The sequence below is a fragment of the Coprococcus comes ATCC 27758 genome, from assembly GCF_025149785.1.
GTDB lineage: Bacteria > Bacillota > Clostridia > Lachnospirales > Lachnospiraceae > Allocoprococcus > Allocoprococcus comes.
On sequence record NZ_CP102277.1, the window covers coordinates 2,638,238 to 2,664,517 of the forward strand.

At 43.0% G+C, this 26,280-nt stretch carries 32 protein-coding genes and 1 pseudogene; 4 read left to right on the plus strand and 29 right to left on the minus strand.

Annotated features, from left to right (window positions below; translation table 11 throughout):
* Positions 1 to 16 precede the first annotated feature (16 nt).
* The 16 genes and pseudogenes from NQ556_RS12930 to eno all read right to left on the minus strand — a co-directional run.
* A complete protein-coding gene (locus NQ556_RS12930) occupies positions 17 to 886 on the minus strand; it encodes a VirB6/TrbL-like conjugal transfer protein, CD1112 family (protein WP_008371529.1) in 870 nt (289 codons plus the stop codon).
* 12 nt (positions 887 to 898) lie between these two features.
* Complete coding sequence (locus tag NQ556_RS12935) at positions 899 to 1,114, minus strand: Maff2 family mobile element protein (RefSeq protein ID WP_017144663.1); 216 nt, start codon at positions 1,112 to 1,114, stop codon at positions 899 to 901.
* Between the two features lie 121 nt (positions 1,115 to 1,235).
* Positions 1,236 to 3,095: a VirD4-like conjugal transfer protein, CD1115 family gene (locus NQ556_RS12940; RefSeq protein ID WP_330379096.1), complete on the minus strand. Its 1,860-nt coding sequence runs from the start codon at positions 3,093 to 3,095 to the stop codon at positions 1,236 to 1,238.
* 23 nt (positions 3,096 to 3,118) lie between these two features.
* The gene (locus tag NQ556_RS12945) at positions 3,119 to 3,610 is read right to left on the minus strand and encodes a PcfB family protein (RefSeq protein WP_008371518.1); all 492 of its coding nucleotides are present in this window, start codon (positions 3,608 to 3,610) and stop codon (positions 3,119 to 3,121) included.
* Between the two features lie 81 nt (positions 3,611 to 3,691).
* Positions 3,692 to 4,486, minus strand: coding sequence for an ATP-binding protein (locus tag NQ556_RS12950; RefSeq protein WP_204576093.1), 795 nt, complete (start codon positions 4,484 to 4,486; stop codon positions 3,692 to 3,694).
* The gene (locus NQ556_RS12955) at positions 4,486 to 5,304 is read right to left on the minus strand and encodes a replication initiator protein A (RefSeq protein ID WP_008371503.1); all 819 of its coding nucleotides are present in this window, start codon (positions 5,302 to 5,304) and stop codon (positions 4,486 to 4,488) included. Before NQ556_RS12955 ends, NQ556_RS12950 begins: the two co-directional genes overlap by 1 nt.
* Positions 5,305 to 5,314: 10 nt before the next feature.
* Positions 5,315 to 6,196 (minus strand): replication initiator protein A, encoded by an 882-nt coding sequence (locus tag NQ556_RS12960; protein ID WP_204576094.1) that lies wholly within the window; start codon positions 6,194 to 6,196, stop codon positions 5,315 to 5,317.
* A complete protein-coding gene (locus NQ556_RS12965) occupies positions 6,189 to 6,581 on the minus strand; it encodes a hypothetical protein (protein WP_008371496.1) in 393 nt (130 codons plus the stop codon). Before NQ556_RS12965 ends, NQ556_RS12960 begins: the two co-directional genes overlap by 8 nt.
* A gap of 14 nt (positions 6,582 to 6,595) precedes the next feature.
* On the minus strand, positions 6,596 to 6,994 hold the full coding sequence (locus NQ556_RS12970) for a single-stranded DNA-binding protein (RefSeq protein ID WP_008371494.1): 399 nt from the start codon (positions 6,992 to 6,994) through the stop codon (positions 6,596 to 6,598).
* A 13-nt stretch (positions 6,995 to 7,007) separates the two neighbouring features.
* Positions 7,008 to 7,406, minus strand: coding sequence for a hypothetical protein (locus NQ556_RS12975; protein WP_074108870.1), 399 nt, complete (start codon positions 7,404 to 7,406; stop codon positions 7,008 to 7,010).
* Between the two features lie 129 nt (positions 7,407 to 7,535).
* Positions 7,536 to 7,847 (minus strand): DUF6050 family protein, encoded by a 312-nt coding sequence (locus tag NQ556_RS12980; RefSeq protein ID WP_074108872.1) that lies wholly within the window; start codon positions 7,845 to 7,847, stop codon positions 7,536 to 7,538.
* A complete protein-coding gene (locus NQ556_RS12985) occupies positions 7,837 to 8,004 on the minus strand; it encodes a hypothetical protein (protein WP_008371488.1) in 168 nt (55 codons plus the stop codon). Before NQ556_RS12985 ends, NQ556_RS12980 begins: the two co-directional genes overlap by 11 nt.
* A 4-nt stretch (positions 8,005 to 8,008) precedes the next feature.
* A complete protein-coding gene (locus NQ556_RS12990) occupies positions 8,009 to 8,143 on the minus strand; it encodes a hypothetical protein (protein ID WP_008371487.1) in 135 nt (44 codons plus the stop codon).
* Positions 8,140 to 9,045: a ParB/RepB/Spo0J family partition protein gene (locus NQ556_RS12995; RefSeq protein ID WP_008371486.1), complete on the minus strand. Its 906-nt coding sequence runs from the start codon at positions 9,043 to 9,045 to the stop codon at positions 8,140 to 8,142. Before NQ556_RS12995 ends, NQ556_RS12990 begins: the two co-directional genes overlap by 4 nt.
* Positions 9,035 to 9,820, minus strand: a complete 786-nt coding sequence (locus NQ556_RS13000; protein WP_118142723.1) for a ParA family protein — start codon at positions 9,818 to 9,820, stop codon at positions 9,035 to 9,037. The genes NQ556_RS12995 and NQ556_RS13000 overlap by 11 nt, the downstream gene beginning before the upstream one ends.
* A 295-nt stretch (positions 9,821 to 10,115) precedes the next feature.
* A pseudogene (eno, locus tag NQ556_RS13005) lies at positions 10,116 to 10,583 on the minus strand (phosphopyruvate hydratase); the annotation flags it as partial.
* A 217-nt stretch (positions 10,584 to 10,800) separates the two neighbouring features.
* Here eno and NQ556_RS13010 point away from each other — a divergent pair.
* Together NQ556_RS13010 and NQ556_RS13015 are read left to right on the plus strand one after the other, a co-directional pair.
* Positions 10,801 to 11,643 (plus strand): YitT family protein, encoded by an 843-nt coding sequence (locus NQ556_RS13010; protein WP_173692571.1) that lies wholly within the window; start codon positions 10,801 to 10,803, stop codon positions 11,641 to 11,643.
* Positions 11,644 to 11,746: 103 nt separating this feature from the next.
* The gene (locus tag NQ556_RS13015; protein ID WP_008371474.1) at positions 11,747 to 12,460 is read left to right on the plus strand and encodes a GTP pyrophosphokinase; all 714 of its coding nucleotides are present in this window, start codon (positions 11,747 to 11,749) and stop codon (positions 12,458 to 12,460) included.
* A 77-nt stretch (positions 12,461 to 12,537) separates the two neighbouring features.
* On the opposite strand, the gene NQ556_RS13020 is transcribed toward NQ556_RS13015, so the two are convergent.
* Both NQ556_RS13020 and NQ556_RS13025 read right to left on the minus strand, forming a co-directional pair.
* On the minus strand, positions 12,538 to 13,539 hold the full coding sequence (locus NQ556_RS13020; protein ID WP_022220814.1) for an asparaginase: 1,002 nt from the start codon (positions 13,537 to 13,539) through the stop codon (positions 12,538 to 12,540).
* 29 nt (positions 13,540 to 13,568) lie between these two features.
* A complete protein-coding gene (locus NQ556_RS13025) occupies positions 13,569 to 14,105 on the minus strand; it encodes an HD domain-containing protein (protein WP_008371469.1) in 537 nt (178 codons plus the stop codon).
* A 156-nt stretch (positions 14,106 to 14,261) separates the two neighbouring features.
* Here NQ556_RS13025 and ymfI point away from each other — a divergent pair, with 156 nt between their 5' ends.
* Positions 14,262 to 14,996 (plus strand): elongation factor P 5-aminopentanone reductase, encoded by a 735-nt coding sequence (ymfI, locus tag NQ556_RS13030; RefSeq protein ID WP_008371467.1) that lies wholly within the window; start codon positions 14,262 to 14,264, stop codon positions 14,994 to 14,996.
* Between the two features lie 3 nt (positions 14,997 to 14,999).
* On the opposite strand, the gene NQ556_RS13035 is transcribed toward ymfI, so the two are convergent.
* The 9 genes from NQ556_RS13035 to NQ556_RS13075 form a co-directional block, all read right to left on the minus strand.
* Positions 15,000 to 15,755, minus strand: a complete 756-nt coding sequence (locus NQ556_RS13035) for a hypothetical protein (protein ID WP_022220815.1) — start codon at positions 15,753 to 15,755, stop codon at positions 15,000 to 15,002.
* A 205-nt stretch (positions 15,756 to 15,960) separates the two neighbouring features.
* Positions 15,961 to 16,713 carry an exodeoxyribonuclease III gene (locus tag NQ556_RS13040; protein ID WP_022220816.1) on the minus strand — a complete coding sequence of 251 codons (753 nt, stop codon included), beginning with the start codon at positions 16,711 to 16,713 and terminating at the stop codon, positions 15,961 to 15,963.
* Positions 16,714 to 16,742: 29 nt separating this feature from the next.
* Positions 16,743 to 17,522 carry a tRNA pseudouridine(38-40) synthase TruA gene (truA, locus tag NQ556_RS13045; RefSeq protein ID WP_008371462.1) on the minus strand — a complete coding sequence of 260 codons (780 nt, stop codon included), beginning with the start codon at positions 17,520 to 17,522 and terminating at the stop codon, positions 16,743 to 16,745.
* Positions 17,523 to 17,576: 54 nt separating this feature from the next.
* Positions 17,577 to 18,341: a type III pantothenate kinase gene (locus tag NQ556_RS13050; protein ID WP_008371460.1), complete on the minus strand. Its 765-nt coding sequence runs from the start codon at positions 18,339 to 18,341 to the stop codon at positions 17,577 to 17,579.
* 3 nt (positions 18,342 to 18,344) lie between these two features.
* Entirely contained in the window at positions 18,345 to 19,010 is a 666-nt protein-coding gene (locus NQ556_RS13055; RefSeq protein ID WP_008371458.1) for an ECF transporter S component, read from the minus strand.
* Positions 19,011 to 19,066: 56 nt separating this feature from the next.
* The gene (coaBC, locus tag NQ556_RS13060; RefSeq protein ID WP_008371456.1) at positions 19,067 to 20,266 is read right to left on the minus strand and encodes a bifunctional phosphopantothenoylcysteine decarboxylase/phosphopantothenate--cysteine ligase CoaBC; all 1,200 of its coding nucleotides are present in this window, start codon (positions 20,264 to 20,266) and stop codon (positions 19,067 to 19,069) included.
* A 14-nt stretch (positions 20,267 to 20,280) separates the two neighbouring features.
* Positions 20,281 to 20,730 (minus strand): transcriptional regulator NrdR, encoded by a 450-nt coding sequence (nrdR, locus tag NQ556_RS13065; RefSeq protein WP_022220817.1) that lies wholly within the window; start codon positions 20,728 to 20,730, stop codon positions 20,281 to 20,283.
* 118 nt (positions 20,731 to 20,848) lie between these two features.
* Positions 20,849 to 21,544: an NUDIX domain-containing protein gene (locus NQ556_RS13070; protein ID WP_022220818.1), complete on the minus strand. Its 696-nt coding sequence runs from the start codon at positions 21,542 to 21,544 to the stop codon at positions 20,849 to 20,851.
* Between the two features lie 81 nt (positions 21,545 to 21,625).
* Positions 21,626 to 21,883 (minus strand): PRC-barrel domain-containing protein, encoded by a 258-nt coding sequence (locus NQ556_RS13075; RefSeq protein WP_044998897.1) that lies wholly within the window; start codon positions 21,881 to 21,883, stop codon positions 21,626 to 21,628.
* A gap of 278 nt (positions 21,884 to 22,161) precedes the next feature.
* Between NQ556_RS13075 and arcC the strand changes: the two genes are divergently transcribed.
* Positions 22,162 to 23,091 carry a carbamate kinase gene (gene arcC / locus NQ556_RS13080; RefSeq protein WP_022220819.1) on the plus strand — a complete coding sequence of 310 codons (930 nt, stop codon included), beginning with the start codon at positions 22,162 to 22,164 and terminating at the stop codon, positions 23,089 to 23,091.
* Between the two features lie 653 nt (positions 23,092 to 23,744).
* On the opposite strand, the gene NQ556_RS13085 is transcribed toward arcC, so the two are convergent.
* Entirely contained in the window at positions 23,745 to 24,878 is a 1,134-nt protein-coding gene (locus tag NQ556_RS13085; RefSeq protein ID WP_022220821.1) for a toxic anion resistance protein, read from the minus strand.
* 21 nt (positions 24,879 to 24,899) lie between these two features.
* Positions 24,900 to 26,273: a 5-bromo-4-chloroindolyl phosphate hydrolysis family protein gene (locus NQ556_RS13090; protein ID WP_022220822.1), complete on the minus strand. Its 1,374-nt coding sequence runs from the start codon at positions 26,271 to 26,273 to the stop codon at positions 24,900 to 24,902.
* Positions 26,274 to 26,280 lie beyond the last annotated feature (7 nt).

Genomic DNA, 26,280 nt, shown 5'->3' on the forward strand with positions numbered 1-26,280 from the left:
GCTCCTTTCCTGCCCGTTAGTGGGCATTAAATATCGATTTGCTAAGGCTTCCGGTCTTGAATAATGAAAATGCAAGAATCACGGTATAAGCCGCTACTGAAAACATTGCTGCATGAAGGTCACTGGATATGGTCATTGCATTTACTAAAACTGCATAAATTCCCACACAGACCATCATGAAGAATCCCTGAAATGCCAGTGCGAACAAGCCTTTTAAATAGTTGCTTCCGATATTGCCCCATTCCTTATTGGTCATGGTGGCAAACGGAATTGGTGCTATGGAAGTATAAAGGTAAATTTCTATCATTCTTCCGTACAAGATTACCGTAATGATAATTGACAGAATGTGCATGGTAACACTGATTAACATCGTTTCCATGGATAGCAGGAACAAATCCCCTAACTCCATATCCTCCAGGGCATCCACAATCCGTGTAATTGCTTCTGTTGCATCCACCGCAGTGTTTCCTGATATCACCCCGGCGGCATTGTTGACCACATGCTGACCAACATCAAAGACCGCCATCGTGATATTGAACGTATTTGTCACCAGATAAATGGCTACATACGCTTTGAAGATCCAGAGGAAAATGTTATAAGTCTCAAATTCATGGAAATTGTTTTTCTGTGTTACCATCGTGATCAATTCATAGCACAGGACAAAGGTGATGATCAGTCCCGCAATGGGGACAATCACCGTTTGGGATATATTCTGAATCAGATTAAAAATCCCTGCATTCCATCCCTGCGGTGTCTGCCCCACCTGCCCGGCTATGGTTCCCACCTGCTCATTGACAGACGTGAACATGTTATCCAAACTTGACTTGATAAGCCCGATCAGGATATCCTTTATCGCTTCCGTAATTCTCTCAATGATGGTGTTCATCTACCACTCCTCTTAAGAGAACAATGTTGCCAGCTGTGGAATCAGGGTAGTTCCCAGCAGCATGATTCCGGCACCAGCCATCAGCTGTTTGATGCCCTGGCTCTTAGCGCCGGGATTGTCATTTCCATATCCTTCCAGAAGGTTTACGACACCCCACACGCCAAGACCTGCGCCGATTGCGACTACAAGAGTTTTTAAAGTTGTAATTGCACTGCTAAAAAATGCCATATACATTCACCAAAACTGACTTCTTTCAGGTGTTTACGGGAATGAAAAAACACCGACTAAAAAGCCGGCGCACCTAATGTCAGTTATTCCTTTCCTCATTATTTTTCGTTCATTCCCATGGTTACTCCGACAGCTCCACCTGAATTACCTCCACCTCTTCTTCGGGTTTCGGTGTGTACTGCGGATTTAACTCTTTTTCTACTTTGTATCGGTTTTTCTCATTTTCATCTGCAAGAAACCGATAATTTTTGTGTTTCGTGATATCATATTTGTCTGAGAAAAATGGTCTGGCACCACGAATCTGCAGGATACATTTTCCTCCATCCATGACTGCAATCTCATCTTCTGTCATCAGCTGTTTGCCTGTTTTCTGGTAATTCAATCCAAAGGACTTCTGATTGCTCCTCGTTTCCGAAGTGTTATACAGATCAATGGTTTCCTTACCCAGAAGTTCACTCATTTCCTTTAAGGTAGTTTTCTCTTTTCCACCAAGAAATAGTGTAGTATCACAGTTACCCAGAATGGTATCTGCACTATCCTTGTACATTGCCTTTAGCTGACTCTGTGACTGCAAAATAATAGAAGCAGAGATTTCCCTGCTTCGGATAGTTGCAATCAGCTTGTCAAACTGAGGAATTTGCCCGATGTTGGCAAACTCATCAGCGATGACACGCACATGCACCGGAAGTCTTCCACCATATTCATCATCTGCCTTGTCACAAAGCAGATTGAAAAGCTGTGACTGTAACATGGCAATCACAAAGTTAAAGGTTGTATCTGTATCTGACATAATCAAAAACAAGGCTGTTTTCCTGTCCCCAATCTTATCCAGTTCCATTTCATCATAAGACATGATCTCACGAAGTTCTGCGATATCAAATGGTGCCAGCCTCGCACCACAGGAAATAAGAATACTTTTGGCAGTTTTGCCAGCCGCCATTTTGTATTTTTTATACTGTCTGACCGCAAAGTGCTGCGGATCTCTTTCTTCCAGTTCCTGGAACATCATATCCACTGGATTCTGGTAAGTTTCATCCTCTTCACGGGTTTCGCTTTCATTCAAAAGATCCAGAAGGGTATTCAGATTTTTTTCCTCTTCATCACCTTCATACCAGATAAAAGCAATCAGTGCTGTGTAGAGCAATTTCTCTGCTTTCACCCAAAAATCTTCGGAAGCTTTTTCCCCTTCACCTTTGGTATTAACAATGATTGTCGTTACCAGCTTCAGGATATCCTTTTCAGACCGTATATAAGCAAATGGATTGTAATGAAGGGACTTGGAAAAATTGATGGTATTCAGAACCTTAATCACATATGGCTCATGTACCACTTTTCCAGATTTATCTTTCATGATATTTCCATTCTTATCTTTCTTAGGTGGTCCCTTTGCTAACATCTTCCCGCACTCTTCAATCAAAGTGCCTTTCGGATCTGTAATGACCATGGAACAGTTCATCTGCATGACCGATGGTTTTACGAAAAAACGTGTCTTACCGGAACCACTGCCGCCGATGACCACTATATTTTTATTTCTTGCATACTTCGGCTGCTTCGGTCTGCTCTCCATGGTCAGTGCTTCTGTTGCTGTCAATGGAATGTTCATCCATGGATCTTCCGACATATAAGGCTTGATATCCTCTGCGGTTCCCCATCTGGCTGAACCATACTCGATGCCTTTCCGTAATTTCTTTGCGTCTGCCTGTTTCTGCCAAACCAACACTTTCAGAACGACTGCAACAACAATACCTGCTAGCAGATCTTTCCAATTATTGCTTAACACAAAACCAGCAAAAATCCGGTCTGCGTGTTCCATTGCATATAAAAGTTTGTTCCCCATATCTTCTCCCGGACTGTTCCGGTAAAGAAAAAATGCCCGGTCTGCATAGAAAGCAGCCAGAGCATAAGGGATATTTGTAAGAACCAGTTTCTTTTTATCCAGGGCGGACAGCTTACCCCCGATTTTATTCTTCCACTTCTGCATCAGAGTTTTGCCGCTTTTCTTTTTCATCGACTCTGCTCCTGATGCCGGTTCTTTACTTTGTCCTTCGTCTTCTTTGGCATCATTGCCCGGTAAGCTGCAAGACGCTTATGAATGGAAGGCTTATTCGCTTTTTGAATCTGTTTCTGGGAAAACTCACGGAAAGCAGCATTGAGGGCATCCTGATCACGTCCCTTGAAAAATACCAGATAAACTGGAGGATCTTTGCTCTTGTCTTTTTTCAGAGCATAATTGATCCCGTATTTTCTGGCATACCGTTCAAAGGACTTAATATTTTTGTCCGTGATCTCGATATTGACCATCCCGGCATTCTGTTTTGCCAGCTCTTTTACCGTGACCTTTCCCTGTTTCGGCTGATTTTTCTGTGCTTTCTTCTCTACTGATTTCTGCTTCTGATGACGCAGATACGCAACAAGAACCTTTTTCAACAGGTCAGCCGTAATCTTAGTAGCCCGAATACAGAACGTGACCGTTTTCTGAGTTACCTCTTCCTGCATGACTTTTCCCTCCTTTCAGCGATTCAACTGCTGTCCATATCTGTAATCATGGCAATCACCCCCTTTAATGAAAAAAAAAAATTAACCGGTAATCAAGTTCTGCACCTGTACGAGTTTTTCTGTCCCTTCTTCTTTTCTCTTATCTTCTCCACCACAATAGATGGGAACACACATTTCAAGTATTCTGCTGTAAATACGCTGATGGGCAGTATCTAAATCTGCCGATTTCATTTCATTCAGTCCCAGATTCGTTGTTACGATCAGCGGAAGCATTTTACAATAACGGCTGTCTATCACATTATAGACCTGCTCCAGGGCAAACTCGGAATTTCGTTCTATTCCCAAGTCATCAATAATCAGCAGCGGATAATCCACAAGATTTTGTATAATCTGGTTCTTATCTGCCTGATAACTGGTCATTTCATTTAAAATTATGGAAAAATTCGTCATCATGACACGTTCTCCCTGTTCCAAAAGTGCATTTGCAATACAGCCTGCAAAGAAACTTTTCCCAGTTCCAACTGGTCCCATCAAAAGCAATCCTACATTTTTTCTCTTCATATCTGTCCAGTTTTCTACATACTGCCTGGCAATTAGTATCTTCTGATTGCTTCCATTGTCATTTTCAAATTTCCATTCCCAAAATCTTCTTTCCCGAAGTCCGACGGATTTTCTCTGATAAAGCTGCCGCTGTGCTTCTTCCCGCTGCATCTTTTCATCCAGTTCCCGTCTGGCTTTCACCTCACATTCGCACAAACAGGACACTACATGCTCAAATCCCATCAGACTGACTTTCATCTGTTTTCTTTTTCCACAGGTGCCACAATGAAGACATCCCTCTTCGTCCAGATAATCTGCTGTTACTTTGTTTTCCATCACAGGCTTTCTCCTTCCTGAAATTCATATTTATCCATTCCTATCCTGGTTCCATCCTTTTCTGCCCAAAGACAGATTGTTGCAAAATGGTTCTGATACTCTTTTCCACTGGATTTCATATAAACAGAAAGATGATCAATCCGTTTCTGGTAATCCCATGGAAATAGCGTCATCAGCTCCTGCAGTTCAGCTTCCGACAGAACAACATTTTTAAATCTACCATACTGACTGAATTTTTCTTCCAAAGCGGGAGTATTGCCCTTACTCTTATCAGTATGATTCTTTTCAGTCTTATTTATCTTAGTATTACTTCCATCCAGATTCTTGCAGTCCGGACTTCTATTTTTTTGCGTTCCGGACTTCCAGTTTCTTGCAATCCGGATTTCCAATTCTTTGCAGTCTGGATTTCCAGTTTCTGGCGTTCCAGAAGCAAAGTATCTTACTGGCTTTCCTCTGATCCGTTTCACAAAATTTTTCACATATATGACAGAAGGACGATTATTCCCCTGCCGATACCGTTCGATCAATCCAATTCCATGCACACTGTCAAGTTCATAAAGGAGCTTTGTTACAGTCGTATGGGACATCCGCAAAAGATCCTGCAGTTCTGCAATCGTATAAATGATATAGACATAACCGTCACTGTCAATCCAGCCATTTTTCTTTGATAGACTGATGCGGTCTAAAAGGATTCCATACAAGAGTTTTGCATCTGTGGAAAGACCCTGAAATTCCTTTTCTGTAAACAGGGCTTTCGGTATTCGGAAAAAAGAAAACTGGTCAGATTCTTCTGCTCTGAAATATTCAAAATCTGCCATGATTTATTTCCTATTCTTCCATATTGTTGAAGTCATACCCTGCTGCACTTCCTGTGCCATGACACAATTCATCAAGCACATAATTGAACGCATTCACCGCTTCTTCCAGATAAATTTTCCTTGCCTTTTTATCACACGCATACATATCGGCAATAAATCCTTCATCATTTCCTATTGCGTGTACCAGAGTCTCCAAAACTTTCATAAATTTCTTTTTTGAACACTTTTTATGCTGCCTATTCACATACTTCTGAATGTCCAGTACTCTATCAGCATTTTCCTCATTTTCTTCCAGGATTCCAAATGCCAGGTCCATGCCAAATTCATAGCCATCACAGGAAATCTGATCAATATCAAGCTGTCCAAGCTCATCTCGATAATTTCTTTCTTCCATTGAAGTCAGTGGTGTCTCATATTCATCCAGATATCCCATATCCGCAATCGTTTCCAGAATATCTCTGGATGCTTTCACCATCTTGTCCATGATAATTTTTCTTTCTTCCATCGGCATATTTGCCATAATGCTGTCTAATGTCATCATTGATTCTTCCTCCATCTCATTTTCATAAATATCATTGATATAAAAGTGGTTCGCCTTTCCATTGTCTGAAATGATACGCACCAGATTACCAACTTGAACCAGTTCCTGCACTGCCTGATCTACGCCATATCTGGTCGTATTCAGGTCTTTTTTCATTTCACTTTTCGGATAGATTACAAATAAATCCCCTTCACCATCTACCCAGCCATTCTGCACCGCAAATTTTAAGCGATCCAGAAATAAGCTGTATAAAATCTTTGCTGTATTTGACAGATTTTTGTATTTTTCCATCTGGAACAGCATCTTTGGCACCTGCAGACAATCTACCGGCATATACTCCATCTTACTCATTGATTATTTCCTCCTTCTGTTTGTACAGCACTTCAGCTGAATTGATATTGATTTCCAACATACCCACAAATACCTGATAATACAGCAGGCATATCTGTTCATCCTCCCTTGCCAGATACAATCCTTCCAGTTCATTGGACGGATGTTTCATTCCATATACTGCCTGACAGATATCATGGATTTTCTCACATTCCACACTCCTCAGATGCATCTCCAAAGTGTGGTTAAATCTCTGCCAGTCCTCCAGTTTCTGATTTACTGACATCATGCACTGGAACAGTTCTGCTGCTTCACATGCTGCTGACAGCACTACATTTTTGTTATTGATACTTCCATCGGCATTTTTCATATGCTCTACCATATACGCCTGATCTACTGAAACCATCTTTTAATCCTCCTCTATCTAAACGGCATTTCCTCTTCCATGCCCTCCGGTATCTCTAAGAACCCTTCCGCATCTTCTGGAAACGGTGATCTGTCAACCATTTTTGCACCAGCAAATTCAATCCGGTTTGCATACACTTCGGTGGTATAAATCTTTTTTCCGGTATCTTTATCTTCATAATTACCCGTGACAATCTCGCCTTCCACCATGACCTTCGTACCCTGCATCAGATAATCTCTGGCAAATTCTGCTTTCTTTGCAAAAGCCTTTACCGGAATGAAACTGACTTCATCGGAATAATTTCTTCTGACTGCCAGAACAAACTTGGCAATCTTATGAAGTCCTTTTTCATTCTCCACTTCGTTGTATCCGGGATTTCTTACCAATCGCCCGGAAATAACTGTTGTATTCATTGGCTTAACCCTCCTATACTTTCATTGATTTGTAACAGATGCCGATACATGGTCCACATTTTCCATAGGCACATCCGTAACATTCATCTTTTTCCAACTCTTCTTGCTTCATTTCATCGGCAAACATTCCTAACAGTGTTGTATAAATCTTTTTCATTGCAAGGAACTTCTCTTCTGCTTTTTCCATCTTCTCTTTATAAAATGGAATCAGTCCACGAAGAACTGGATGGAAACGTTCATTTTCATCATCCCAGGCACAGGTTTTCATCATACAGCGTGGCTGTTTCTCATAATTGCCCAGATAATACGGACAGAACGTACAGCCTCTTTCTTTAACAATTTCCACCGGGATCACTGGCATCTGACTTTTGATTTCTTTTGTTACATGCTTACTTTCAATTCGCTCTCTCATCTTAAAAATCCTCCAAGTATATATATTTGCAAAAGGGATTTACCCTGAATTGCCTGTTTTTAGGCACAAAAAAAGAGGCAGACTTACGATTTTTGTTTTCGCAAGCCTGCCTCTTATCAAACTAATTTTCTATCTTCCAATGATATACCGTATAAAAACGTATATCGCTCTGATCACATACACTGGAATTATGATACTTCCGATCAATGCTCCAATGATGACACTTAATGCAGCCATACCAAGTGTTGCTGTGGTATCCATTCCTCTAGGGATTAGAATCAGCCGCATTTTATGTATTCCAAATGGCAATCCGGCAATAAATATCCACCAGAACCAATCTGTCTGACCACTGACTTTCATTATTGTTTTTGTCATCCAAAACCAGAATACCATAAATGCCAGCGGCAGAATTGATTTTTTAATTACGTCTTCAATCGTCACCCTTTTTCTCCCTCTGTCTGATTCCTTCCGCCACCTCCCGATTAAAGTTTGCCAATATTTCTCTAACCACAGGAGAATCCAATCGAAAGGTTTTCAGATCTTTCTCCGTAAGCTCCCTTCCGTTCGCATCATATCTTCGTACAATTTTTAAAGCCATACTTTCACTTCCTTCCTGCTGATAATCCTAATGTTTTCAACAAATGTTTAAACTTCTCTCTTTTCATCCGTTTAACACGTATCTTTTCTATCTTTTTCAGATAGACTTGTATTCTACTTGCCATATCTTCATTGCTCATTCTTTCCCCTCTCTTTCTGCCCACGATGCCAGCAGCATAAATATAATTTCTTCCACCTGAGTCTTTGTATATGTCTCTGGAAAATATTGTTTCAATTTCTTCGCCGGAATCTGCACCTGAACTTTTTCAGTACTTTCATTCATGCAAATCTGGTCAATCTCTGGATACGTCAACATCCGCTCTTTTGAAATCTGTTTCAATTCCTTTGCCTGCTTCATGGACGGTACCATATTGTGATTACTCATATACTGAAGTAATATCTGCTGTTCTTCAGTTCTCAAATAAGAAACTTCAACAGCTGTGTTAAAGGGAAGCTTCTTCTCGTCTGCCAATTCTAATAGCTCTGCTATTAACTCTGTCAGATGAATATATCGAAGAATCTGTCTGGAACTATCTCCTGTATTCTGACTGACTTCTTCTGCCGCCAACTTCTTGCCAACTTGGCAAGAAGTTAAATCAGACCGTTTCCCCTGACGCTTTAGCGCCTCATATTTCATTTTATAAGCAAATGCTTTTTCGCTGATCAGCAGCTCTTCTCGTTGAATGTTGGAATCTACCATAATCACCGTCGCTTCATCATCCGTAAGATCTTTGATGATAACCGGCATTTTCTCTAGTCCAGCAAGTTCACATGCTCGTTTTCGCCGATGACCAGCTACCAGCTCATAACCACCAGATTCTCTCAACCGCACAATACCAGGAACCAACACTCCATATTGTGTAATACTTTCCGTTAATTCTTCCATTTTCTTATCATCTCTTACTTGAAACGGGTGATTCGTAAATGGATGAAGACTTCCTATTGCTATCTCACTAATTCCATTGGTTGTCTCTTCGTTTGTTCCAAACAATGCATCAAGCGGCTGTAAGGAAACGGGAGTTGCTCTTTTTTTAGATGGCATCTTTCAGCACCTCCTCCGTCACTCTCCGATAAGCTTCTGTAGCTTTGCCTTTCGGATCATAAGAGAAAATACTCTGTCCTTCTCTGACTGCTTCCTTCATTCTTACAGAAAATGGAATATAATTATCGAAGATATGAATTTGACTTCCATATACATTTCTGAGAAGTTCCATATTATTCCTGGCATCATTCGTATGAGCATCGACCATCGTAAACAGAATTCCACCGACTTGCAGCTTCGGATTGATTTGCTTACGGACCTTACCGATTGTTTTTAATAACTGCTGCAATCCTTTGATTGGCAGGTAAGACGCTTCAACCGGAATTAGTACTTCATCTGATGCAGCCAGTGCATTGATTGTGATCATTCCCAATGATGGCATACAATCAATGATAATTGCATCATATTGATCCTTGATACCATATAAAATCTGTTTCAATACATATTCCCTGCTCATTGCATTTACCAACTGTACTTCCGTACCTGCCAGTCCAATGTTAGAACAGATAATGTCTATTCCTTCTGCCTGATGCCTGATATAACAGTCTGAAGGAATATCTTCATCTTTCATTACTGTATCCATAAGAGCTGTAAGTGTTTCATTACTTTCATCACAATCACGATATCCAAATCCTGCGGATACATCAGACTGTGGATCGGCATCAACGATTAACACTTTCATATTCTTTTGTGCTAATCCTACTGCTAAATTAGCTGTACATGCTGATTTTCCCGTTCCCCCTTTTTGGTTTACAATAGAAATTACTTTTGCCATAATCTTTCCCTTCTTTCTTGTTAAATAAAAAGACTGAATCAGACAGCTGAGATATAAATCTCATGCGAGCTAATTCAGTCCAAAATATATTTTTATTCAATTATCACCGCTTTCGTGGTATAGTAAATACATCTCAGCAGAGTTCTGAAATTCTATTACTTCTGTACTGTGTTATTTATAAAAGAGAGGCCTTTCCTTCATAAATTCGTTGATTGGTTACGAAATTTATTTAGGACTAAATCGCTAGAGCCCTTGTATTATAAGGGGTTCTGCCTTGTGTCATTATAATAACACAAGCACCCCCATTTAGGATATTCATCATCGGAACCGGCATCTGCTTTGCATTTACACCGCCAAGATACTGATACAACGGAATCTCCAGCGCATCTGCTGCTGCCCTTGCTGCTGCAAGAGACACTCCAAGCATTGCATTTGCTCCCAGATTGATCTTATTGTCTGTCCCGTCAAGCTCCAGAAGCACCCGGTCGAGCTTCGCCTGCTCCAGCACGTTCATTCCCAGAATTTCCCGGATGATCCGGTCATTCACATGCTCCACGGCGCGTCTGACACCAAGTCCCTGATAGCGGTGTTTTCCGTCTCTTAACTCAATTGCTTCATATTTTCCTGTCGATGCCCCGGAAGGAACCATCGCCCTTCCTGTAAAATGGCTCCCTGCAAGTACCTCTACTTCTACAGTCGGGTTCCCGCGCGAGTCCAGAATTTCCCGCGCAATAATATCTGTAACCGGTATATATTGTTCCATAATCCATCCTCCTTTTTTGTCTTTTAGTATGTCCTTTCGGGCGCTGAATCATGCACGAAAATCCCCGTATCTTCGTATCATCGTATACATTACGAAAATGCTCTAAAACGGTTGACTTCATACATTTTCGGCGTTACAATACCAACGGAAATCGGGTGATATTTTTCAGTATTTCATCCGTTTTCTAAAACTTTATGAATCAATCGGGGAATATAAAATGAGAGAAAAAATCGAAAATTTTATTGCAATGAGCGGAGCAACTCTGCTGATCGCAGTAGGGACTTATTTTTTTAAGTTTCCAAACAACTTCACATTTGGCGGAATCACCGGTCTTGCCGTACTGATTGCCAAAACCGGACTTATTTCTGCTGCCGACTTTTCATTCGTTGCCAACATGTCACTTCTGATTCTTGGCGCAGTGATCCTCGGTAAAAAATTCGTTGCAAAGACAGCCTACTGCAGTGTCCTGCTTTCTGTTGCGCTTTCTTTATTTGAACGAATCTTTCCAATGAACCAGCCATTTACCAATCAGCCTATGCTTGAGGTAATGTTTGCAATTGCACTCCCGGCACTCGGTTCTGCAATCCTCTTCAATATCGGATCTTCCAGTGGAGGTACAGATATTATTGCCATGATCCTGAAGAAATTTACAAGTGTTGACATCGGACGTGCACTGGTTTGCTCCGACATTGCAATCACCGTTGCAGGTTTCTTTATCTTCGACGTAAAAACAGGACTTTATTCCTGTTTCGGACTGATCATCCGTTCCTTCCTTGTAGACAGCTTTATTGAAAGTCTGAACCTTTCCAAATATTTCAACGTTGTCTGCAGTAATCCGGAACCGATCTGCGATTATATCGTCCACTCACTCGGTCGAGGCGCCACAATCTGTGAAGCACACGGAGCCTTTACCGGTGAACAGAAATACATTATTTTTACAGCGCTGAACCGTCAGCAGGCAATCAAACTCCGTAACTTTATCAAGGAAAATGATCCTTCTTCCTTTATTCTGATTTCCAACACCAGCGAGATTATCGGAAAAGGATTCCATAGCATTTAAAAGATTGTTATTTTTAAGACATTTTCCATACTCTGTATGCTATGCACCTTACCCCAGATATGCTATAATAATATAAGCAACCAGAATAAAGAGGAGTAATCATATGGAGACACAACTTAACCTGATTCCGGCTTCTGAGCATCCGACTGCACTGGAATCACAGTGGCTAAATGCGATTAGTCCGGCTGATTTTATCAATAATAATAAGAACTTTGATGTTCTGATGATGAAGTATCGCTGTGCGATCCGCGAGATCCAGACAAAGCTTGAAGTCCTTGATGATGAGTTTTCAGCAGTAAACAAACGCAATCCAATCTCATCTATCAAATCCCGTGTAAAAAGTCCTGCCAGCATCTATGAAAAGCTGCGCAGACGTGACTTGCCATTTACAGAGGAAAGTATTGTCAGGAATTTGGACGATGTCGCCGGAATCCGGGTGATCTGCCCGTTTATCAGTGACATTTATGCAATTGCCAACCTGATCACTTCACAGGATGACATTACCGTTCTTAAAATCAAAGACTACATAAAAGCGCCAAAGTCAAACGGTTATCGAAGCTATCATATGATCGTTGAGATCCCGGTTTTCTTTACAGAAGGGAAAGCTCCAATGCGCGCCGAAATCCAGATCCGCACGATCGGAATGGATTTTTGGGCAAGTGTAGATCATCAGCTTCGTTACAAAAAAACAATCGGTGCTGACAAAGATATCGAGGCTATCGAAGCCGAACTTTTAAAATGTGCACAAACTGTAAGCGAGACTGACTGCCACATGGAAGAGATCAAAGACATGATCGGCGACTTTGAAAAAATCTAACCGGATAAAATTAAATATTCAAAAAGAGGAAGGTATTCCATTCATCCGGAACCCTTCCTCTTTTATTTGCACCTGCTTTATCCTCTCTTTGTAAAAAGGATATCGTGATTGATCTGCGTGTAGAATGCTTTCTGCATATCCTGTTCTTCTCTTCCCATCAGCCACATCAGCTTTGTGATCACTGCTTCCAGCGTCATATCATAGGCTTCGATCATATTGAAATCCTGCTTAACTTTTTTCCCGACTTCATAGACCGTCATATTACTTCCCTCATTGGCAACCTGTGTTGTCATCACGACAAATTTTCCCTTACCTGACCATTTTTCCATCTCCTGATAGAATTCCTGAACAAGCGTCTGCGGAATACCACCTACACCAAAGCTTTCAATTACCAGACAGTCATAGTGTTCAAACAGATAGGACAGAATATCCGGCTTCATTCCCGGGATTAGCTTTAATACATATACACTGTCTTTCATATCATAATAAAACTTAACTGCATGGCGGCACGGGATCTCCGGAATATACCGGACCAGGATACCATCCTGAATAACTGCAAGATACGGAAAATTGATACTCGAAAATGCATTGTAACTCTTTGCATGCTCTTTCTTTGCACGTGTCCCGACAATTACCTTTCCGTCAAATACAAGGTTGACCCCCTGGGAATCATCATCCGCCGCATAAATAAAGCTGTCCAGCAGATTTGTCTTCGCATCTGTCACATCCATATTGATTGGCTTCTGCGCGCCTGTAACAACAATCGGCTTGGCTGAATTCTGTATCATATAAGAAAGTGCCGCCGCTGTATATGCAAGCGTATCCGTGCCGTGGCAGATTACAAACCCATCATAATATGCATAATTGTCTTCCACTGCTTTTACCATCATTTTCCAGTGTTCCGGTGTTACATTCGTGCTGTCAAGATTACACACCTGCTTTGTCTGAACCTCACATACATTTTTTACAGCCGGAATATAAGATAAAATATCCTCCGGTGTCAGTCCCGGTGCCAGTCCATCCTTTGTCTGACGGGATGCGATCGTCCCACCTGTACCTAACATCAAAATCTTCTTCATCTTTGATTTTCCTCTCTTCTACCTCATTATTATCCAAAATTTTTGTCAATCAGACTACAGTATTCTGCAAATGCTTCCGTCTCTGCAAATGCTTCCCGTAATGCTTCTCTGACGCCTTTATAATACCATCCGATCGTTGCTTTGTCTTTCATTCGGAATCTGTTCCACAATTCCTCTCCACATACAGGATAATCCCGATCAATATCCCGCATATTCGACAGCTTGTCCGCAAGTCCGATCATCTGAACCTCAATTGGTGCTGTCTTAAGCCTTTCTATGGTTGCACTTTTTCTTTCCATCCAGGTCTTGGATTTATCTTCGCTTTCCTGTGATACGATTCCCGCAACTCTTGCTGAAAACATCTCTTTTAACACATTTGCATCCACACCCTCACAGTCCTCGATCGTATCATGCAGGATTGCTGCACTGATGATCTCCTCATCCTGTGTCATCGTGGATACTATCTTTCCTACTTCCATCGGATGTACAATATACGGTCTGTCGGTCCCCTTCCGATACTGACCTTCATGTACCTTGGTGGCAAAATCAATGGCTTTCTGTACCATGTTTTTCCTCCTCGCATCTGTATGACATTTTTTCAATATTTATCATAACACCAGCGTCTTTAAATCACAAGAAAATCAGTGTATAATATTGTCTGATTATGTAGAAAAAAATAACTGTAAAGTAATTCTTATAAATAGCAAAAGGAGTTTTTATAAATGAACAGAAAACAGATTCTTGTCACCGGCGCTTCCCGTGGAATCGGAAAAGCCTGCGCTATCCACTTTGCAAAAGAGGGATGGCATGTATTTTTAAACTGCCGCAAATCCATCAGTGAATTGCAGGCTACTGCTGATTTTATCACAAAGGAAACCTCCGGTTCCTGCGAAATCCTCCCAGGAGATGTAGGTGTTCCATCCGAAGTCGGACGTATCTTTGACCAGATTGAAATGTCCGGCTCCGGTCTTGACGTACTCATCAACAATGCCGGAATCGCATGGATGGGACTTCTGACGGATATGAGCATTGAAGAATGGAACCGAATGATTTCCACTAATCTTTCTTCCGCATTTTACTGCTGCCGCGCAGCACTTCCTTACATGATCCATCAGAAAGCGGGACGTATCATCAATATTTCTTCGATGTGGGGAACTGTCGGTGCTTCCTGTGAAGTCGCTTATTCTGCCACCAAATCCGGTCTGAACGGTCTTACCCGCGCACTTGCAAAGGAACTTGCGCCAAGCAATATCCAGGTCAATGCGATCGCCTGTGGTGTCATCGATACCGTAATGAATGATCTTCTGGATGCGGAAGAAAAAGCTGCCCTCGCAGAAGAAATCCCTGCCGGACGTTTCGGGACACCAGAAGAAGTCGCGCTTCTCGCATGGCAGCTTGCAAATGCCCCTGCCTATCTTACCGGGCAGATACTGGGTATGGACGGAGGATATATCTAACTCCTACTCCCAGATCTTGTCCCACTTCGCATAAAGTGTAATACTGGATGCCGGGTATCTTTCGGATTCCCGGTTTTCCAGAAGCTTTGTCTGCTCCGTATATTTCTCATTCAGCTCATCTTCAAGTGTCCCATACTGCTCCTGTTTTGCAAGCTCTGCCAGTTCTTTTTCCTGCACAACTCCAGCATCAGTCCACGCATACCATCCTTCAAATCGATATCCGTCTTTCACTGCCGTTGGCATACATCCTTCACTTAACCGAAGGCTCTGCCCATACACAGTATAGTCTGCCGCAAATTTTCTTTTGTTCTTCCCTTTATTCTGCCCGGCTTCAAGCTCTTCACCATTTCCCCTTGTCGCAAACAGCCTTCTTCCGCCTGCTGTTGCCGTACCGTAATTCTCGATCTCACCACCTGCAGCGTCATAATAAATAACCGTATAAGGTGCCCAGACATATGCCGTACCAAACTTTTCTGTCTCTGGCCCTGTCCCATTTCTGTCAAACCGGAATCCGTAATGGTATTCTTTTCCTTCATAAAAATAAGTGAAAAATCCTGGTATTCCTGCCGGGATCCCAACCTCCTGATTTACCGACTTGTGAAAATCAAACCGGATCAGCTCTGCTCCATCCGGTGTCTCCCCATCATCTGCGTAAACCGATATTCCTGCACTATTGCACGCCCAGACAATCACTCCACCAAACATCACCAGCAGCAAATACCGAACTATCATCGTCCAGATACTTCCAATCCGTTCCATACATGTCCCTCCTCATCCCAAAAGCTAAATTACCCATGTATATTTATATGCAGGCAGAATTTTATATATTCCCTCAAACAGAATCATCCACTATCCCTGAACGAAAAATTTCAAAAAAATAAACTGATCAGATTCCATCGCACAAAAATGAATCTGATCAGTTTATTTTTTTACAATTTGATGTCGCAGCTTATCGATCTCACCCCTACTTAAAATCCAGTTCCACCGGACAGTGGTCAGATCCAAATACATTTGTCAGAATCTTCGCATCTTCCAACCTGCTTTCCAGTGCTTTTGATGTACAGAAGTAATCGATACGCCAACCTGCATTCTTTTCTCTTGCCTTAAACCGGTAGGACCACCAGGAGTAAATTCCTTCTTTATCCGGATAGAAATAGCGGTAAGTATCAATGAATCCCGCATCCAGAAGTGCTGAGAATTTTGCTCGCTCTTCATCTGTAAATCCGGCATTCTTCCGGTTGGTCTTTGGATTCTTCAGATCAATTTCTTTGTGTGCCACATTCAAATCTCCACAGAAGATCACCGGTTTTGTCTCTTCCAGCTTCTTAAGATAAGCAAGAAACGCATCTTCCCAGGTCATACGGTAGTCAAGTCTTGCCAGTTCGCTCTGGGAGTTCGGTGTATACACGGTAATAAAATAAAAATCCTCAAATTCCAGTGTAATCACGCGCCCTTCCTGATCATGTTCTTCTATCCCAAGTCCGTAAGTAACCGATAACGGCTCTTTCTTTGTAAAAATTGCAGTCCCTGAGTATCCTTTTTTCACAGCCGAGTTCCAGTACTGGTGATATTCCGGCAGATCAAGTACAAGCTGCCCTTCCTGCATCTTTGTCTCCTGCAGACAGAAAATATCCGCATCTGCCTCTTTAAAAAAATCCATAAATCCTTTCTGCACACATGCACGGATTCCATTTACATTCCATGAAATAAACTTCATCTCTTCTCTTTCCTCCATTTCTTTGGTTTTTATTTTTCGCCGATCTTCTGTACCGCTTTTTTAAGCTCCGCTTCTGTATAAAAAACACGGCCTAAAAACAGTCCCTTCGCCGGTGCCGGAAAACCAGATTTCTTCCGATCTTTCGCTTTCAGAATCTCCGGTATCTCTTCCGCTTTTATTTTCCCGATTCCCACATCCAGAAGCGTTCCGGTAAGTATCCGGACCATATGATATAAAAATCCATCTCCGATCCACGATAACGTAAGTGTATCCTTTTCATACACGATCCCGACCGCATAAATCGTCCGTACCGTATCTTTGTCCTCTTTCAAATCCGTAAAGGCGGAAAAATCGTGGGTTCCCATCAGATACTCTGCTGCTTGTTCCATCGCGGCGATATCGACCGGATGTGGAAAATGAAACCGGTATTTCCGATGAAATACTTCCATCTTGTCACGCAGATCGATCTGATACTCATAGCATTTCCCGACTGCACTCTTTCTTGCATGAAAATCCCGTTTTTCTCTGCTGATATCCAGCACTCTGATATCTTCCGGGAGAAGTGCATTTAACTGCTTCTTAAAACTGTCCATATCAATTTCTTGTTCCAGATACAGACTGCACTCCTGCCCTAATGCATGCACACCACTATCCGTTCTTCCTGAACCACTGACCACCGTCTTTTTCCCTGCAATTTCTGAAATCCGCCGTTCCAGAATTCCCTGTACAGTAAGTTCCGTATTCTCCTGTCTCTGCCATCCACGATACGCCGTTCCATCATAGGCAACTGTTATCCGGTAAGTATTCATCCTTTTATAAAAGGGGCGAAAACTTTATAAGTCCTCGTCCCTGTCACCTTTCTGTTATCTGTTTTTCCGGTAAATGATCAGAAGTCCTTTCAGGAGCAGATCGTCATCCAGTATGACCTCTCTCTTGCAGTACGGAACAATCTTCTTGGAAAGTCCACCTGTTGCGATTGCAGTCATCGGCTGTCCAATCGCTTCCTCAATCCGGTCAATAATTCCATCGATTGCCGCTGCACTGGAATAGAGAACACCACTCTTCATACATTCGATCGTATTCTTTCCGACAATCCGCTTCGGGGCTTCCAGACCGATTCCCTGAAGCTGGGATGCATTTTCCGTCAGGGCGTTCAGTGAAATATTCACTCCCGGATAGATCATGCCTCCGATATAATTTTTCTTTTCATCGATCACACTGACTGTTGTCGCCGTTCCCAGATCGAAAATCATCATCGGTGCTTTGTATTCTGCAATTCCAGCAACTGCATTTGCCACCAGATCACTTCCGAGCTGTGCCGGATTATCCATCAGGATATTGAGTCCGTTCTTCACGCCAGGTCCGATGACCAGTGTCTCTTTTTTCAGAATCTTTTCTGCCGCCTCTTTTACGACATATGTAATCTGCGGAACTACCGAGCTGATGATCGCTCCTTCCAGCTTCTCCGGTTTGATTCCGTGAATATCCAGAACCATCTTGATATCAATCGCATATTCCAGTTCCATCTTTGTCTTGATCGTGGAAAGTCTTTCGATAAAATAGGTTTTGTTGTCATCCACACATCCAAGTACAATATTTGTATTTCCTATATCAATCGCAAGTATCATTTTTTACACTCCTAATCTTTCCTGTACCCCTTTTTTCATCAGCGTCTTTCCAAGTACCAGTGTGATCACCGCTGCAACAATCGCCTCCGGAATCCCATTGATTCCGATAATGCTCAGAATAAATCCATATACCGCCTTTACGGTAACACCATTGGCTGCCGCATAATCATTTCTGAAAAATACAAAAATAAGATTCATGACAAGAAGCGTATTGGTCAGTGCTCCGGAAAGTCCTGCCGCAATCAGTCCAACAGAGGATACTCCATTGTTCTTTGAAAGCTTCTTAACCAGACGGTAAACATAAAACGGTACTACACCGATCAAAATACGTGGCACAAAACAGATGATCAGACTTCCGATCCCTCCACTGTATTCACCCAAACTGTAAAATGGGGTAAATACGAATGATGTCAATGTCGGATTTATCGTATTATTGATAAAACTTGTAAGACCAAACACGCCTCCAAGCGCTGCGCCCCTCTTCGGTCCAAGCATCAGAGATCCCATGATCACCGGGATATGGATAATCGTCGCCCTTGTAAATCCCAATGGGATATATCCGATAAACGGGGTGAATGCCAGCACTACAATAAGTGCTGCAAAGATTGCCATCTGTACGAGTCCTTTTGTTTTGGACATGGATGTAGTACGTTCATTGCCTTGATTCATTTTTCTTTTCCTCCTGTTACTATTCTCTTTACGAGATACAATACATTTTGGCTTTTTTATTTATTCATACACTCCAGAATCTTGTCAAGAATACAAGCTGCTGTCTCTTCCTTGCTGATCATTGGAAGTGCAGTCTCATCTTCCTTCGTGATCAGCGTCATCTGATTTGTATCGCCCTGAAATCCTGCTCCGGCAACTTTAAGATTATTTGCCGCGATCATATCCAGCTTCTTCTTTTCAAGCTTCTTTCTGGAATTTTCAACCATATTCTCGGTTTCCATCGAAAATCCACACAGGAACTGTCCGTCTTTTCTGTGCTCTCCGAGATATTTCAGAATATCGTCCGTCTTTTCCAGTTCCAGACTCATCTCACTGTCCGATTTTTTCACCTTTTCATCCGCAATATGCTTTGGCCGGTAATCTGCAACCGCTGCTGCTTTACACACAATGTCTGCATCTGCTGCCTCTTCCTTTACCGCCTCGAACATTTCCTTTGCAGTCGTGACCGGAACAATCTTCACAAACATCGGCTTTTTGATCTCTGTCGGTCCGGTGACAAGCGTAACATCCGCTCCTCTTGCCACAGCAACGCGTGCAAGAGCATATCCCATCTTACCGGATGAGTGATTCGTAATGTAGCGCACCGGGTCGATTGCTTCTCTTGTCGGTCCTGCTGTGACAAGAATTTTCTTTCCGGTCAGATCTTTCTCATAAGCAGTATCCCGGTAAATATATTCATACAAAGTCTCCGCTTCCGGCATCTTCCCGGCTCCGTTATCTCCGCATGCCAGATGTCCACTTGCCGGCTGGATCACTTCATATCCATAATGCTCCAGAAGTTTTAAATTATCCTGTACGACCGGATTCTCATACATTCTTGTATTCATCGCCGGTGCAAGGATCTTCTTACATTCGGCACATGCCATCACAGTCGTAGTCAGCATATCATCTGCAATCCCGTGTGCCAGCTTGCCGATCACATTTGCCGTGGCAGGTGCGATCATCACAATATCTGCCCATTTTGCCAGTGTCACATGCTCCACACTGTACTCAAAATTGCGGTCAAATGTATCGATCAGGCACTTATGCTGTGTCAGCGTCTCAAATACCAGCGGATTGATAAAATTCGTTGCATTCTGTGTCATCACAACTTTCACATCGTATCCTGTCTTTACCAGCATACTTGCCAGTGTTGCAATCTTGTACGCCGCGATACCGCCGGTCACACAGAGCAATACTGTCTTTTTCCGTTCCATTTGTCTTTCCCCTTTTATTCTAATATTTTCTTCAGTTCATCCATGAAAGTATTCACGTCTTTAAATTCCCTGTATACCGATGCAAAACGTACATAAGCAACCGGATCCAGCTTTTTCAGGCTTTCCATAACAATCTCACCGATCTGGCTGCTCGGAATTTCTTTCTCTTCCCGGCTGAAAATCGCTGTCTCGATCGAGTCGATCGTTGCCTGAATATCTGCTGCCGCTACCGGACGTTTATAGCACGCCCGGAGTACTCCGCCTTCCAGCTTAGTACGGTCATACTGCTCACGGTTGTTGTCCTTCTTGATCACGATCAGCGGTATGGTCTCCACCTTCTCATAGGTTGTAAAACGCTTGTTGCACGCATCACAGGATCTTCTCCTTCTGATCGTCGTTCCGTCATCTGCCGGTCTTGAGTCGATGACTCTTGTATCAATGTTACCACAATATGGGCACTTCATCTTTTTTCCTCCTGCCTGGTTCTTGATTGATTCTACTGCCGAATCACGCACATTTTTAATGTCTATAGTATAAATCCTGTATACAGGGTTGTCAACAAATTCACACTTTATCAAAAAGCTATATAAGCCGGCTTTCCACTAGCTTCCATGCCTGTACGATCAGTGCTGCATGGTCACAGGCGATCCGGTCCGATTCTTTTACCTTATAATAAGTCTCTCTTACCAGTCCACTTCTTTCCTTTTTTTCAACGATCGCCGAAATTGTAAGCTCTGCTTCTTTATTTTCCAATGCCAGTCGATAAATGGTTCTCTTCCAATCTCCATCCTCCTTCACCGATTCTGTCTGACAATGAAGCTGCATCCACCTTGCATCCGCCGCATCGTCACCAGCCTGCACCTTTACCTGCCCTTCATCCACAACCGAAAGATATGCCGATGTAATAATCCGTGCCCTCGGATCACGGGTCGCATTCCCATAGACTGCAAACTGCTCCATCGGAAGATCCGCCACGCCGGTCTCTTCGGTCAGTTCTCTTCTTGCCGTATCTTCCAGATTCTCATGAAGTTCAATAAACCCACCCGGCAGCGCCCACCAGCCAATGCTCGGATGATTCCGCCTTTTAACCATCAGAACTTTCCATTCTCCGTCCACTACCTTTCTTTTGCAGGAGAATATAACTGCATCCGTTGTCACACAAGGATTCTTATATTTATAAGGATCATACTCTTCCAGAAAATTTTCCAGCGTCTGTCCCTTTTCATTTTCGTTTCCGTTTCCCCGGAATGGCTCGATTTCTTTAAAAAATGCTGTCATTTTTCTTCTCTCCTTTGTCTTTTTACTTGTTCTCATTTATTTCACTAAGCAGTCTGTACTCTTCTTCCTCTTTTACTATTCTTATTTACACGGCTTCAGACATTTGTCCTCTTTAATTTCCACAAGAATAATATCCTCTCCAATCCTGCGAATACACTCAAACGGAATAATATACTCCGCATCATACCCAAGAAATCCACAGATTCTTCCCGGTCCCGGTACGATCAATGCTTCCACACACCTTGAACAGATATTGATCTGCAGATCTGCAACAAACCCGAGCCGCTTGCAGTCACATATGTTGATGACCTCACGCTCTTTTAATCCGCAAAATCGAATCCGTTCCTCTTTCATACTGCACCATCCATCGGACTTCTTATTATATTATATGAACATCTCCCCTTGTTGTCAGCATGTTTTCTAAAAATCCCCGTCCTTGTGCCATTTAGCTTCTGCCCACCAATAATTCCTTTTTATACTGTGCATTTTTGCCAACTAATGATTGCAATTTCCATAAAAAAATACTATAATTTTTATATATTTTTTATCGCTGTTGTCTGCGTTATATGTTTTTCATACGCAGACAATTCAAATTCTGAGAAACAGAGGGATGTAATATGAAGAAAAAAGTTGTTGTTGCATTAGGACACCGCGCACTCGGAACCACACTTCCAGAGCAGAAGGTTGCCGTTAAAAAAACTGCAGTTTCCATTGCAGATCTTGTTGAAGAAGGATACCAGGTAGTAATCACACACAGTAATGGACCTCAGGTTGGTATGATCCATACTGCTATGAACGAATTCAGCACCAATCATCCGGATTATACCGCTTCTCCGATGTCAGTCTGCTCTGCTATGTCGCAGGGTTACATCGGATACGACCTGCAGAATGCGATTCGCGAAGAACTGATCGGACGCGGCATCTATCGCAGCGTATGCACCGTTATCACACAGGTAACTGTTGATCCATATGACGAAGCATTCTATACACCAACCAAGATTGTCGGACGTATCATGAACGCAGAAGACGCTGCCGCTGAACGTAAAAAGGGCAATTATGTAGTAGAAGTTCCTGGTCAGGGCTTCCGCCGTGTCGTTGCTTCTCCAAACCCGGTTGATATCGTAGAAGTTGATGCCATCCGCACCCTTACCGATGCAGGACATATCGTAATCGCCTGCGGTGGTGGCGGAATCCCGGTACTCCAGCAGAACAATCATCTTAAAGGTGCCAGCGGAGTCATCGAAAAAGATCTTACTGCCGGCAAGCTCGCTGAACAGATTGATGCTGATGAACTCATCATCCTGACCAGTGTAGAAAAGGTATGCTTAAACCACGGAAAAGAAGATGAAGAAGAACTCGATACTATCTCCGTAGAACAGGCTAAGCAGTACATGGATGAAGGACACTTCGGAATCTACAATATGCTTCCAAAATTCCAGGCATCCGTAGGATTCATAGAAAAGAAAGAGGGAAGAAGTGCTCTGATTACTTCTTTTGATACTCTGAAAGATGCTCTGAAGGGTAAAACCGGAACTGTTATTGAATAAATGTACAAAAGGGACGACATAAAGGACTCCGTTTTCTGTGGGTAGAAATGGTGAAGAGTCCGTAGAGAAAAAATGCACCAGTAATTTGGATACCGGGCTGATTCGCGGAATAATCCTGATGATTATTCCACTCAGCAGCCCTCTGGATTTCGTGCTTGTAGCACGAAACCAGATCCGAATTACTGGTGCATTTTTTCTAACGGACTCTAGCACCGTTTCTAATCACAGAAAACGGAGCTCTTTATGTCTGTGCGCTGGCAAACTTTTAATTTTAAGAAGCTCCTCACCAAGTATCCTATTATTCCTACCGCCTGTCATCTCCTCCACTCGCACCCACCCCATAACGGGGGCAGCCTCCAGGCGTCCCCCCGTGGAATACAGCAAGGCAGGGACAAGTAGATTCTGTTTTTTTATGTTAGAAAGCGGCGATTAGAGTCCGTTGTAAAAAGGCAGCCGGTAATTTGGATCTGGTTTCGTGTTTCATACACGAAATCCAGAGGACTGCTGAGCCGAATAATCATCAAGATTATTCAGCGAATCAGTCCGGTATCCAAAATTACCGGCTGCCTTTTTACCTACGGACTCTTCGCCACTTTCTCCTCATAAAAAAACAGAATCTACTTGTTCCGGCCTGTATGTCATCCACCAAACGCTTACCCCTGAACCTGTAACAGCTTCGCTTTCAGTTCAGCTTCGATGCGCTGCATTTCCACCTCTGCCTGCTGACGTTTCTGGCGGCCTTCCTGTTGGATCTGCATGACTTCATCGAAGGTTGCGATCAGCGATTCATTGGTTGCTTTTAAGGTTTCAATATCTACGATTCCACGCTCGGATTCTTTGGCAGTCTCTACAGTAGCAATCTTCAGCTTTTCTGCGTTCTTGCGCAGGAGTTCATTGGTCATATCGTTGACCTCTCTCTGGGCTGCGGCTGCCTGTGCGGAATGTTCTACACCAAGGGCGAGTACCATCTGGCTTTTCCAGAGTGGGATCGTATTGACGAGTGTAGACTGGATTTTTTCTGCCATCATTGTGTCGTTTCCCTGTACCAGACGGATCTGTGGTGCGGTCTGCATGGCGATTGTCTTGGTCAGTTCCAGATCATGCAGTTTTTTCTCAAAACGTTCACATCTGGAATCCAGATCTTTTGCTGCCTGTGCATCCTCGGCAAGTCCACTTGCCATCGCTTTATTCTTCAGTTCCTGTAGCTCGCCGTTTCTTGTCTCGGCAAGCTTCTGCTTTCCGGCAAGCACATACATGGCCAATTCTTTATAATATGTCAGGTTCACTTCATACATCTTGTCCAGAAGCGCAATGTCTTTCATAAGCTGCACTTCGTGAGATTCCAGTGCTTTGACAATATTGTTTACATTGGTTTCTGCTTTTGCATATTTGGCTTTCATTGCCTGGATCTTGTTTCCGCCTTTTTTGAAGATTCCGAGGAATCCTTTTTCCTCTTCCTCATCAAATCCTTTCAGTTCTGTCACCACATCACTTAACAGTGTGCCAACCTCTCCAAGATCTTTTGTTTTTACATTTTCCAGTGCTTTTTCTGAAAAATCTGCAATCTTCTTCTGGGTTCCGGCTCCGTACTGAAGAATCATGTTCGAATTGGCGAGATCAATTTTTTCTGCAAATGCACTGACCATATTCTTTTCTTCCGGTGTCAGGACGATCTCCGGTGTTTCCGGTTCTGTCTCCTGATAAATCTGCGGAGTCTCTTTTTTTTCTTCCTGGAACGGATCCAGCGTCAGCTCCGGTGTCACATTAAATTCTTCAAAATCGTTCATACTTTTCTTCCTCCTGCGACTTTATTTTTTCATTCCGTCCTCTTTCAGACCTTCCTGTGCAAGCATGGTATTCAATACGGAAATATCCGATGAGACATCCCACATGGTATCCTGAAACAGGTCATCCAAAAGCTTCTCAAACGCCGTATTTAAAGTATCGAGCGTTGCCTCAATCTCACGTTTTGCAGTCTGGATATTTTCTCCATCAACCGGCTGTCTGTCAAGCTGTTCATATGCTTCCAGAAGCTTGATCGTCGTCGGAAGATAATATTCCATCAGCTTACGGATATCCGAAACTGACTGTGGATTTTCTTCCACCCGGTCGAAGATCCGGTCTACCAGCATCTCCATCCGGCTGATCTTTGCGGAAATCTCTTCTCCCGGAATGGCTTCATTACACTCGTGGATCTTTCTGATAAAAGCATCCCCCTGGTCAATGATCTTCTGCACCTCTGGTGCCAGCTTTTCATTCTTTGCTTCTTTTTCTTTTGTATTTTCCTGTGTCTTCTCTTCTTTCTTTACCGGCTCTTCCGCTTTCGACTGCTGTCTGCGGGTTTCGATCTGTAAATATTCTTCATAAGCACGGTTTGACAGGATCAGGCATTTCTTCTCACCATCCATGTGCCCCTGACGGAACCAGCCTTTAGAAATCATTCTTTCCAGATCCTTTGTCACAAATTTTATGGATTTTCCGGAATTGCTTCCGATCTCCGAAATATTGCAATACTCTCTGCCTGCAATCCTGCGGCTGTAGTTCTTGAATCTTCCAACCTGTTTCAGAAGCTTAATGCCCCATCCTGTGATCATGCCACTTGCTGCCGTAAACAGTCCAAATACCGCACGCATGATCCATAAAGCCCCCGGACTTTCCGGCAAAGAAGCAATACAAGATGCAAGGAACAGAATCAGAAATATAAGTGCTATGCTTCCGCCTGTTGCGATCATGACAATTCCGCCTGCCTTTGTTCCCGTCGTCGATCCATACAAGACAGGTGACTGCTGTGCATTGCTGTATCCATACCGGCTGCCCTGTGATTCCGCCTTATAGTCCTGCATATCCGGATTCCATGCTCTTCCATTTCCATCCGTTCCGCTCCACCTGTAAGTTCCAAACGGAGGTACACCTCCTCCAGGCGTTCTTCCCCATCTGTCAGCCCCGCCCATCTGTCCATATCTTCCACGCGGTCCTCCCGGACCTCTTCCCATATTTCTCGTTGCCTGATCAAACGCATTTCCAAAAGAACGCATGCTCTGTTCCGCGCCATTTACCGCACCGTTCACTGCCCGGTTGATCGTATCTGTGATCGTCTGGTTCAGCTTTCGGTAATCCTGCGAGTCTACAGCATCCTGCACGGTTCGTCTGATCTCTTCTCCAAATCTTTCCCAATCCTGCATTTTCAGC

What these genes read in the sequence shown, in the direction of transcription:
- NQ556_RS12930 (WP_008371529.1), bottom strand. Translation starts at nt 886, where the DNA reads ATGAACACCATCATTGAGAGAATTACGGAAGCGATAAAGGATATCCTG.
- NQ556_RS12935 (WP_017144663.1), bottom strand. Translation starts at nt 1,114, where the DNA reads ATGGCATTTTTTAGCAGTGCAATTACAACTTTAAAAACTCTTGTAGTC.
- NQ556_RS12940 (WP_330379096.1), bottom strand. Translation starts at nt 3,095, where the DNA reads ATGCAGAAGTGGAAGAATAAAATCGGGGGTAAGCTGTCCGCCCTGGAT.
- NQ556_RS12945 (WP_008371518.1), bottom strand. Translation starts at nt 3,610, where the DNA reads ATGCAGGAAGAGGTAACTCAGAAAACGGTCACGTTCTGTATTCGGGCT.
- NQ556_RS12950 (WP_204576093.1), bottom strand. Translation starts at nt 4,486, where the DNA reads ATGGAAAACAAAGTAACAGCAGATTATCTGGACGAAGAGGGATGTCTT.
- NQ556_RS12955 (WP_008371503.1), bottom strand. Translation starts at nt 5,304, where the DNA reads ATGGCAGATTTTGAATATTTCAGAGCAGAAGAATCTGACCAGTTTTCT.
- NQ556_RS12960 (WP_204576094.1), bottom strand. Translation starts at nt 6,196, where the DNA reads ATGAGTAAGATGGAGTATATGCCGGTAGATTGTCTGCAGGTGCCAAAG.
- NQ556_RS12965 (WP_008371496.1), bottom strand. Translation starts at nt 6,581, where the DNA reads ATGGTTTCAGTAGATCAGGCGTATATGGTAGAGCATATGAAAAATGCC.
- NQ556_RS12970 (WP_008371494.1), bottom strand. Translation starts at nt 6,994, where the DNA reads ATGAATACAACAGTTATTTCCGGGCGATTGGTAAGAAATCCCGGATAC.
- NQ556_RS12975 (WP_074108870.1), bottom strand. Translation starts at nt 7,406, where the DNA reads ATGAGAGAGCGAATTGAAAGTAAGCATGTAACAAAAGAAATCAAAAGT.
- NQ556_RS12985 (WP_008371488.1), bottom strand. Translation starts at nt 8,004, where the DNA reads ATGGCTTTAAAAATTGTACGAAGATATGATGCGAACGGAAGGGAGCTT.
- NQ556_RS12990 (WP_008371487.1), bottom strand. Translation starts at nt 8,143, where the DNA reads ATGAGCAATGAAGATATGGCAAGTAGAATACAAGTCTATCTGAAAAAG.
- NQ556_RS12995 (WP_008371486.1), bottom strand. Translation starts at nt 9,045, where the DNA reads ATGCCATCTAAAAAAAGAGCAACTCCCGTTTCCTTACAGCCGCTTGAT.
- NQ556_RS13000 (WP_118142723.1), bottom strand. Translation starts at nt 9,820, where the DNA reads ATGGCAAAAGTAATTTCTATTGTAAACCAAAAAGGGGGAACGGGAAAA.
- NQ556_RS13010 (WP_173692571.1), top strand. Translation starts at nt 10,801, where the DNA reads ATGAGAGAAAAAATCGAAAATTTTATTGCAATGAGCGGAGCAACTCTG.
- NQ556_RS13015 (WP_008371474.1), top strand. Translation starts at nt 11,747, where the DNA reads ATGGAGACACAACTTAACCTGATTCCGGCTTCTGAGCATCCGACTGCA.
- NQ556_RS13020 (WP_022220814.1), bottom strand. Translation starts at nt 13,539, where the DNA reads ATGAAGAAGATTTTGATGTTAGGTACAGGTGGGACGATCGCATCCCGT.
- NQ556_RS13025 (WP_008371469.1), bottom strand. Translation starts at nt 14,105, where the DNA reads ATGGTACAGAAAGCCATTGATTTTGCCACCAAGGTACATGAAGGTCAG.
- ymfI (WP_008371467.1), top strand. Translation starts at nt 14,262, where the DNA reads ATGAACAGAAAACAGATTCTTGTCACCGGCGCTTCCCGTGGAATCGGA.
- NQ556_RS13035 (WP_022220815.1), bottom strand. Translation starts at nt 15,755, where the DNA reads ATGGAACGGATTGGAAGTATCTGGACGATGATAGTTCGGTATTTGCTG.
- NQ556_RS13040 (WP_022220816.1), bottom strand. Translation starts at nt 16,713, where the DNA reads ATGAAGTTTATTTCATGGAATGTAAATGGAATCCGTGCATGTGTGCAG.
- truA (WP_008371462.1), bottom strand. Translation starts at nt 17,522, where the DNA reads ATGAATACTTACCGGATAACAGTTGCCTATGATGGAACGGCGTATCGT.
- NQ556_RS13050 (WP_008371460.1), bottom strand. Translation starts at nt 18,341, where the DNA reads ATGATACTTGCGATTGATATAGGAAATACAAATATTGTACTTGGATGT.
- NQ556_RS13055 (WP_008371458.1), bottom strand. Translation starts at nt 19,010, where the DNA reads ATGAATCAAGGCAATGAACGTACTACATCCATGTCCAAAACAAAAGGA.
- coaBC (WP_008371456.1), bottom strand. Translation starts at nt 20,266, where the DNA reads ATGGAACGGAAAAAGACAGTATTGCTCTGTGTGACCGGCGGTATCGCG.
- nrdR (WP_022220817.1), bottom strand. Translation starts at nt 20,730, where the DNA reads ATGAAGTGCCCATATTGTGGTAACATTGATACAAGAGTCATCGACTCA.
- NQ556_RS13070 (WP_022220818.1), bottom strand. Translation starts at nt 21,544, where the DNA reads ATGACAGCATTTTTTAAAGAAATCGAGCCATTCCGGGGAAACGGAAAC.
- arcC (WP_022220819.1), top strand. Translation starts at nt 22,162, where the DNA reads ATGAAGAAAAAAGTTGTTGTTGCATTAGGACACCGCGCACTCGGAACC.
- NQ556_RS13085 (WP_022220821.1), bottom strand. Translation starts at nt 24,878, where the DNA reads ATGAACGATTTTGAAGAATTTAATGTGACACCGGAGCTGACGCTGGAT.
- NQ556_RS13090 (WP_022220822.1), bottom strand. Translation starts at nt 26,273, where the DNA reads ATGCAGGATTGGGAAAGATTTGGAGAAGAGATCAGACGAACCGTGCAG.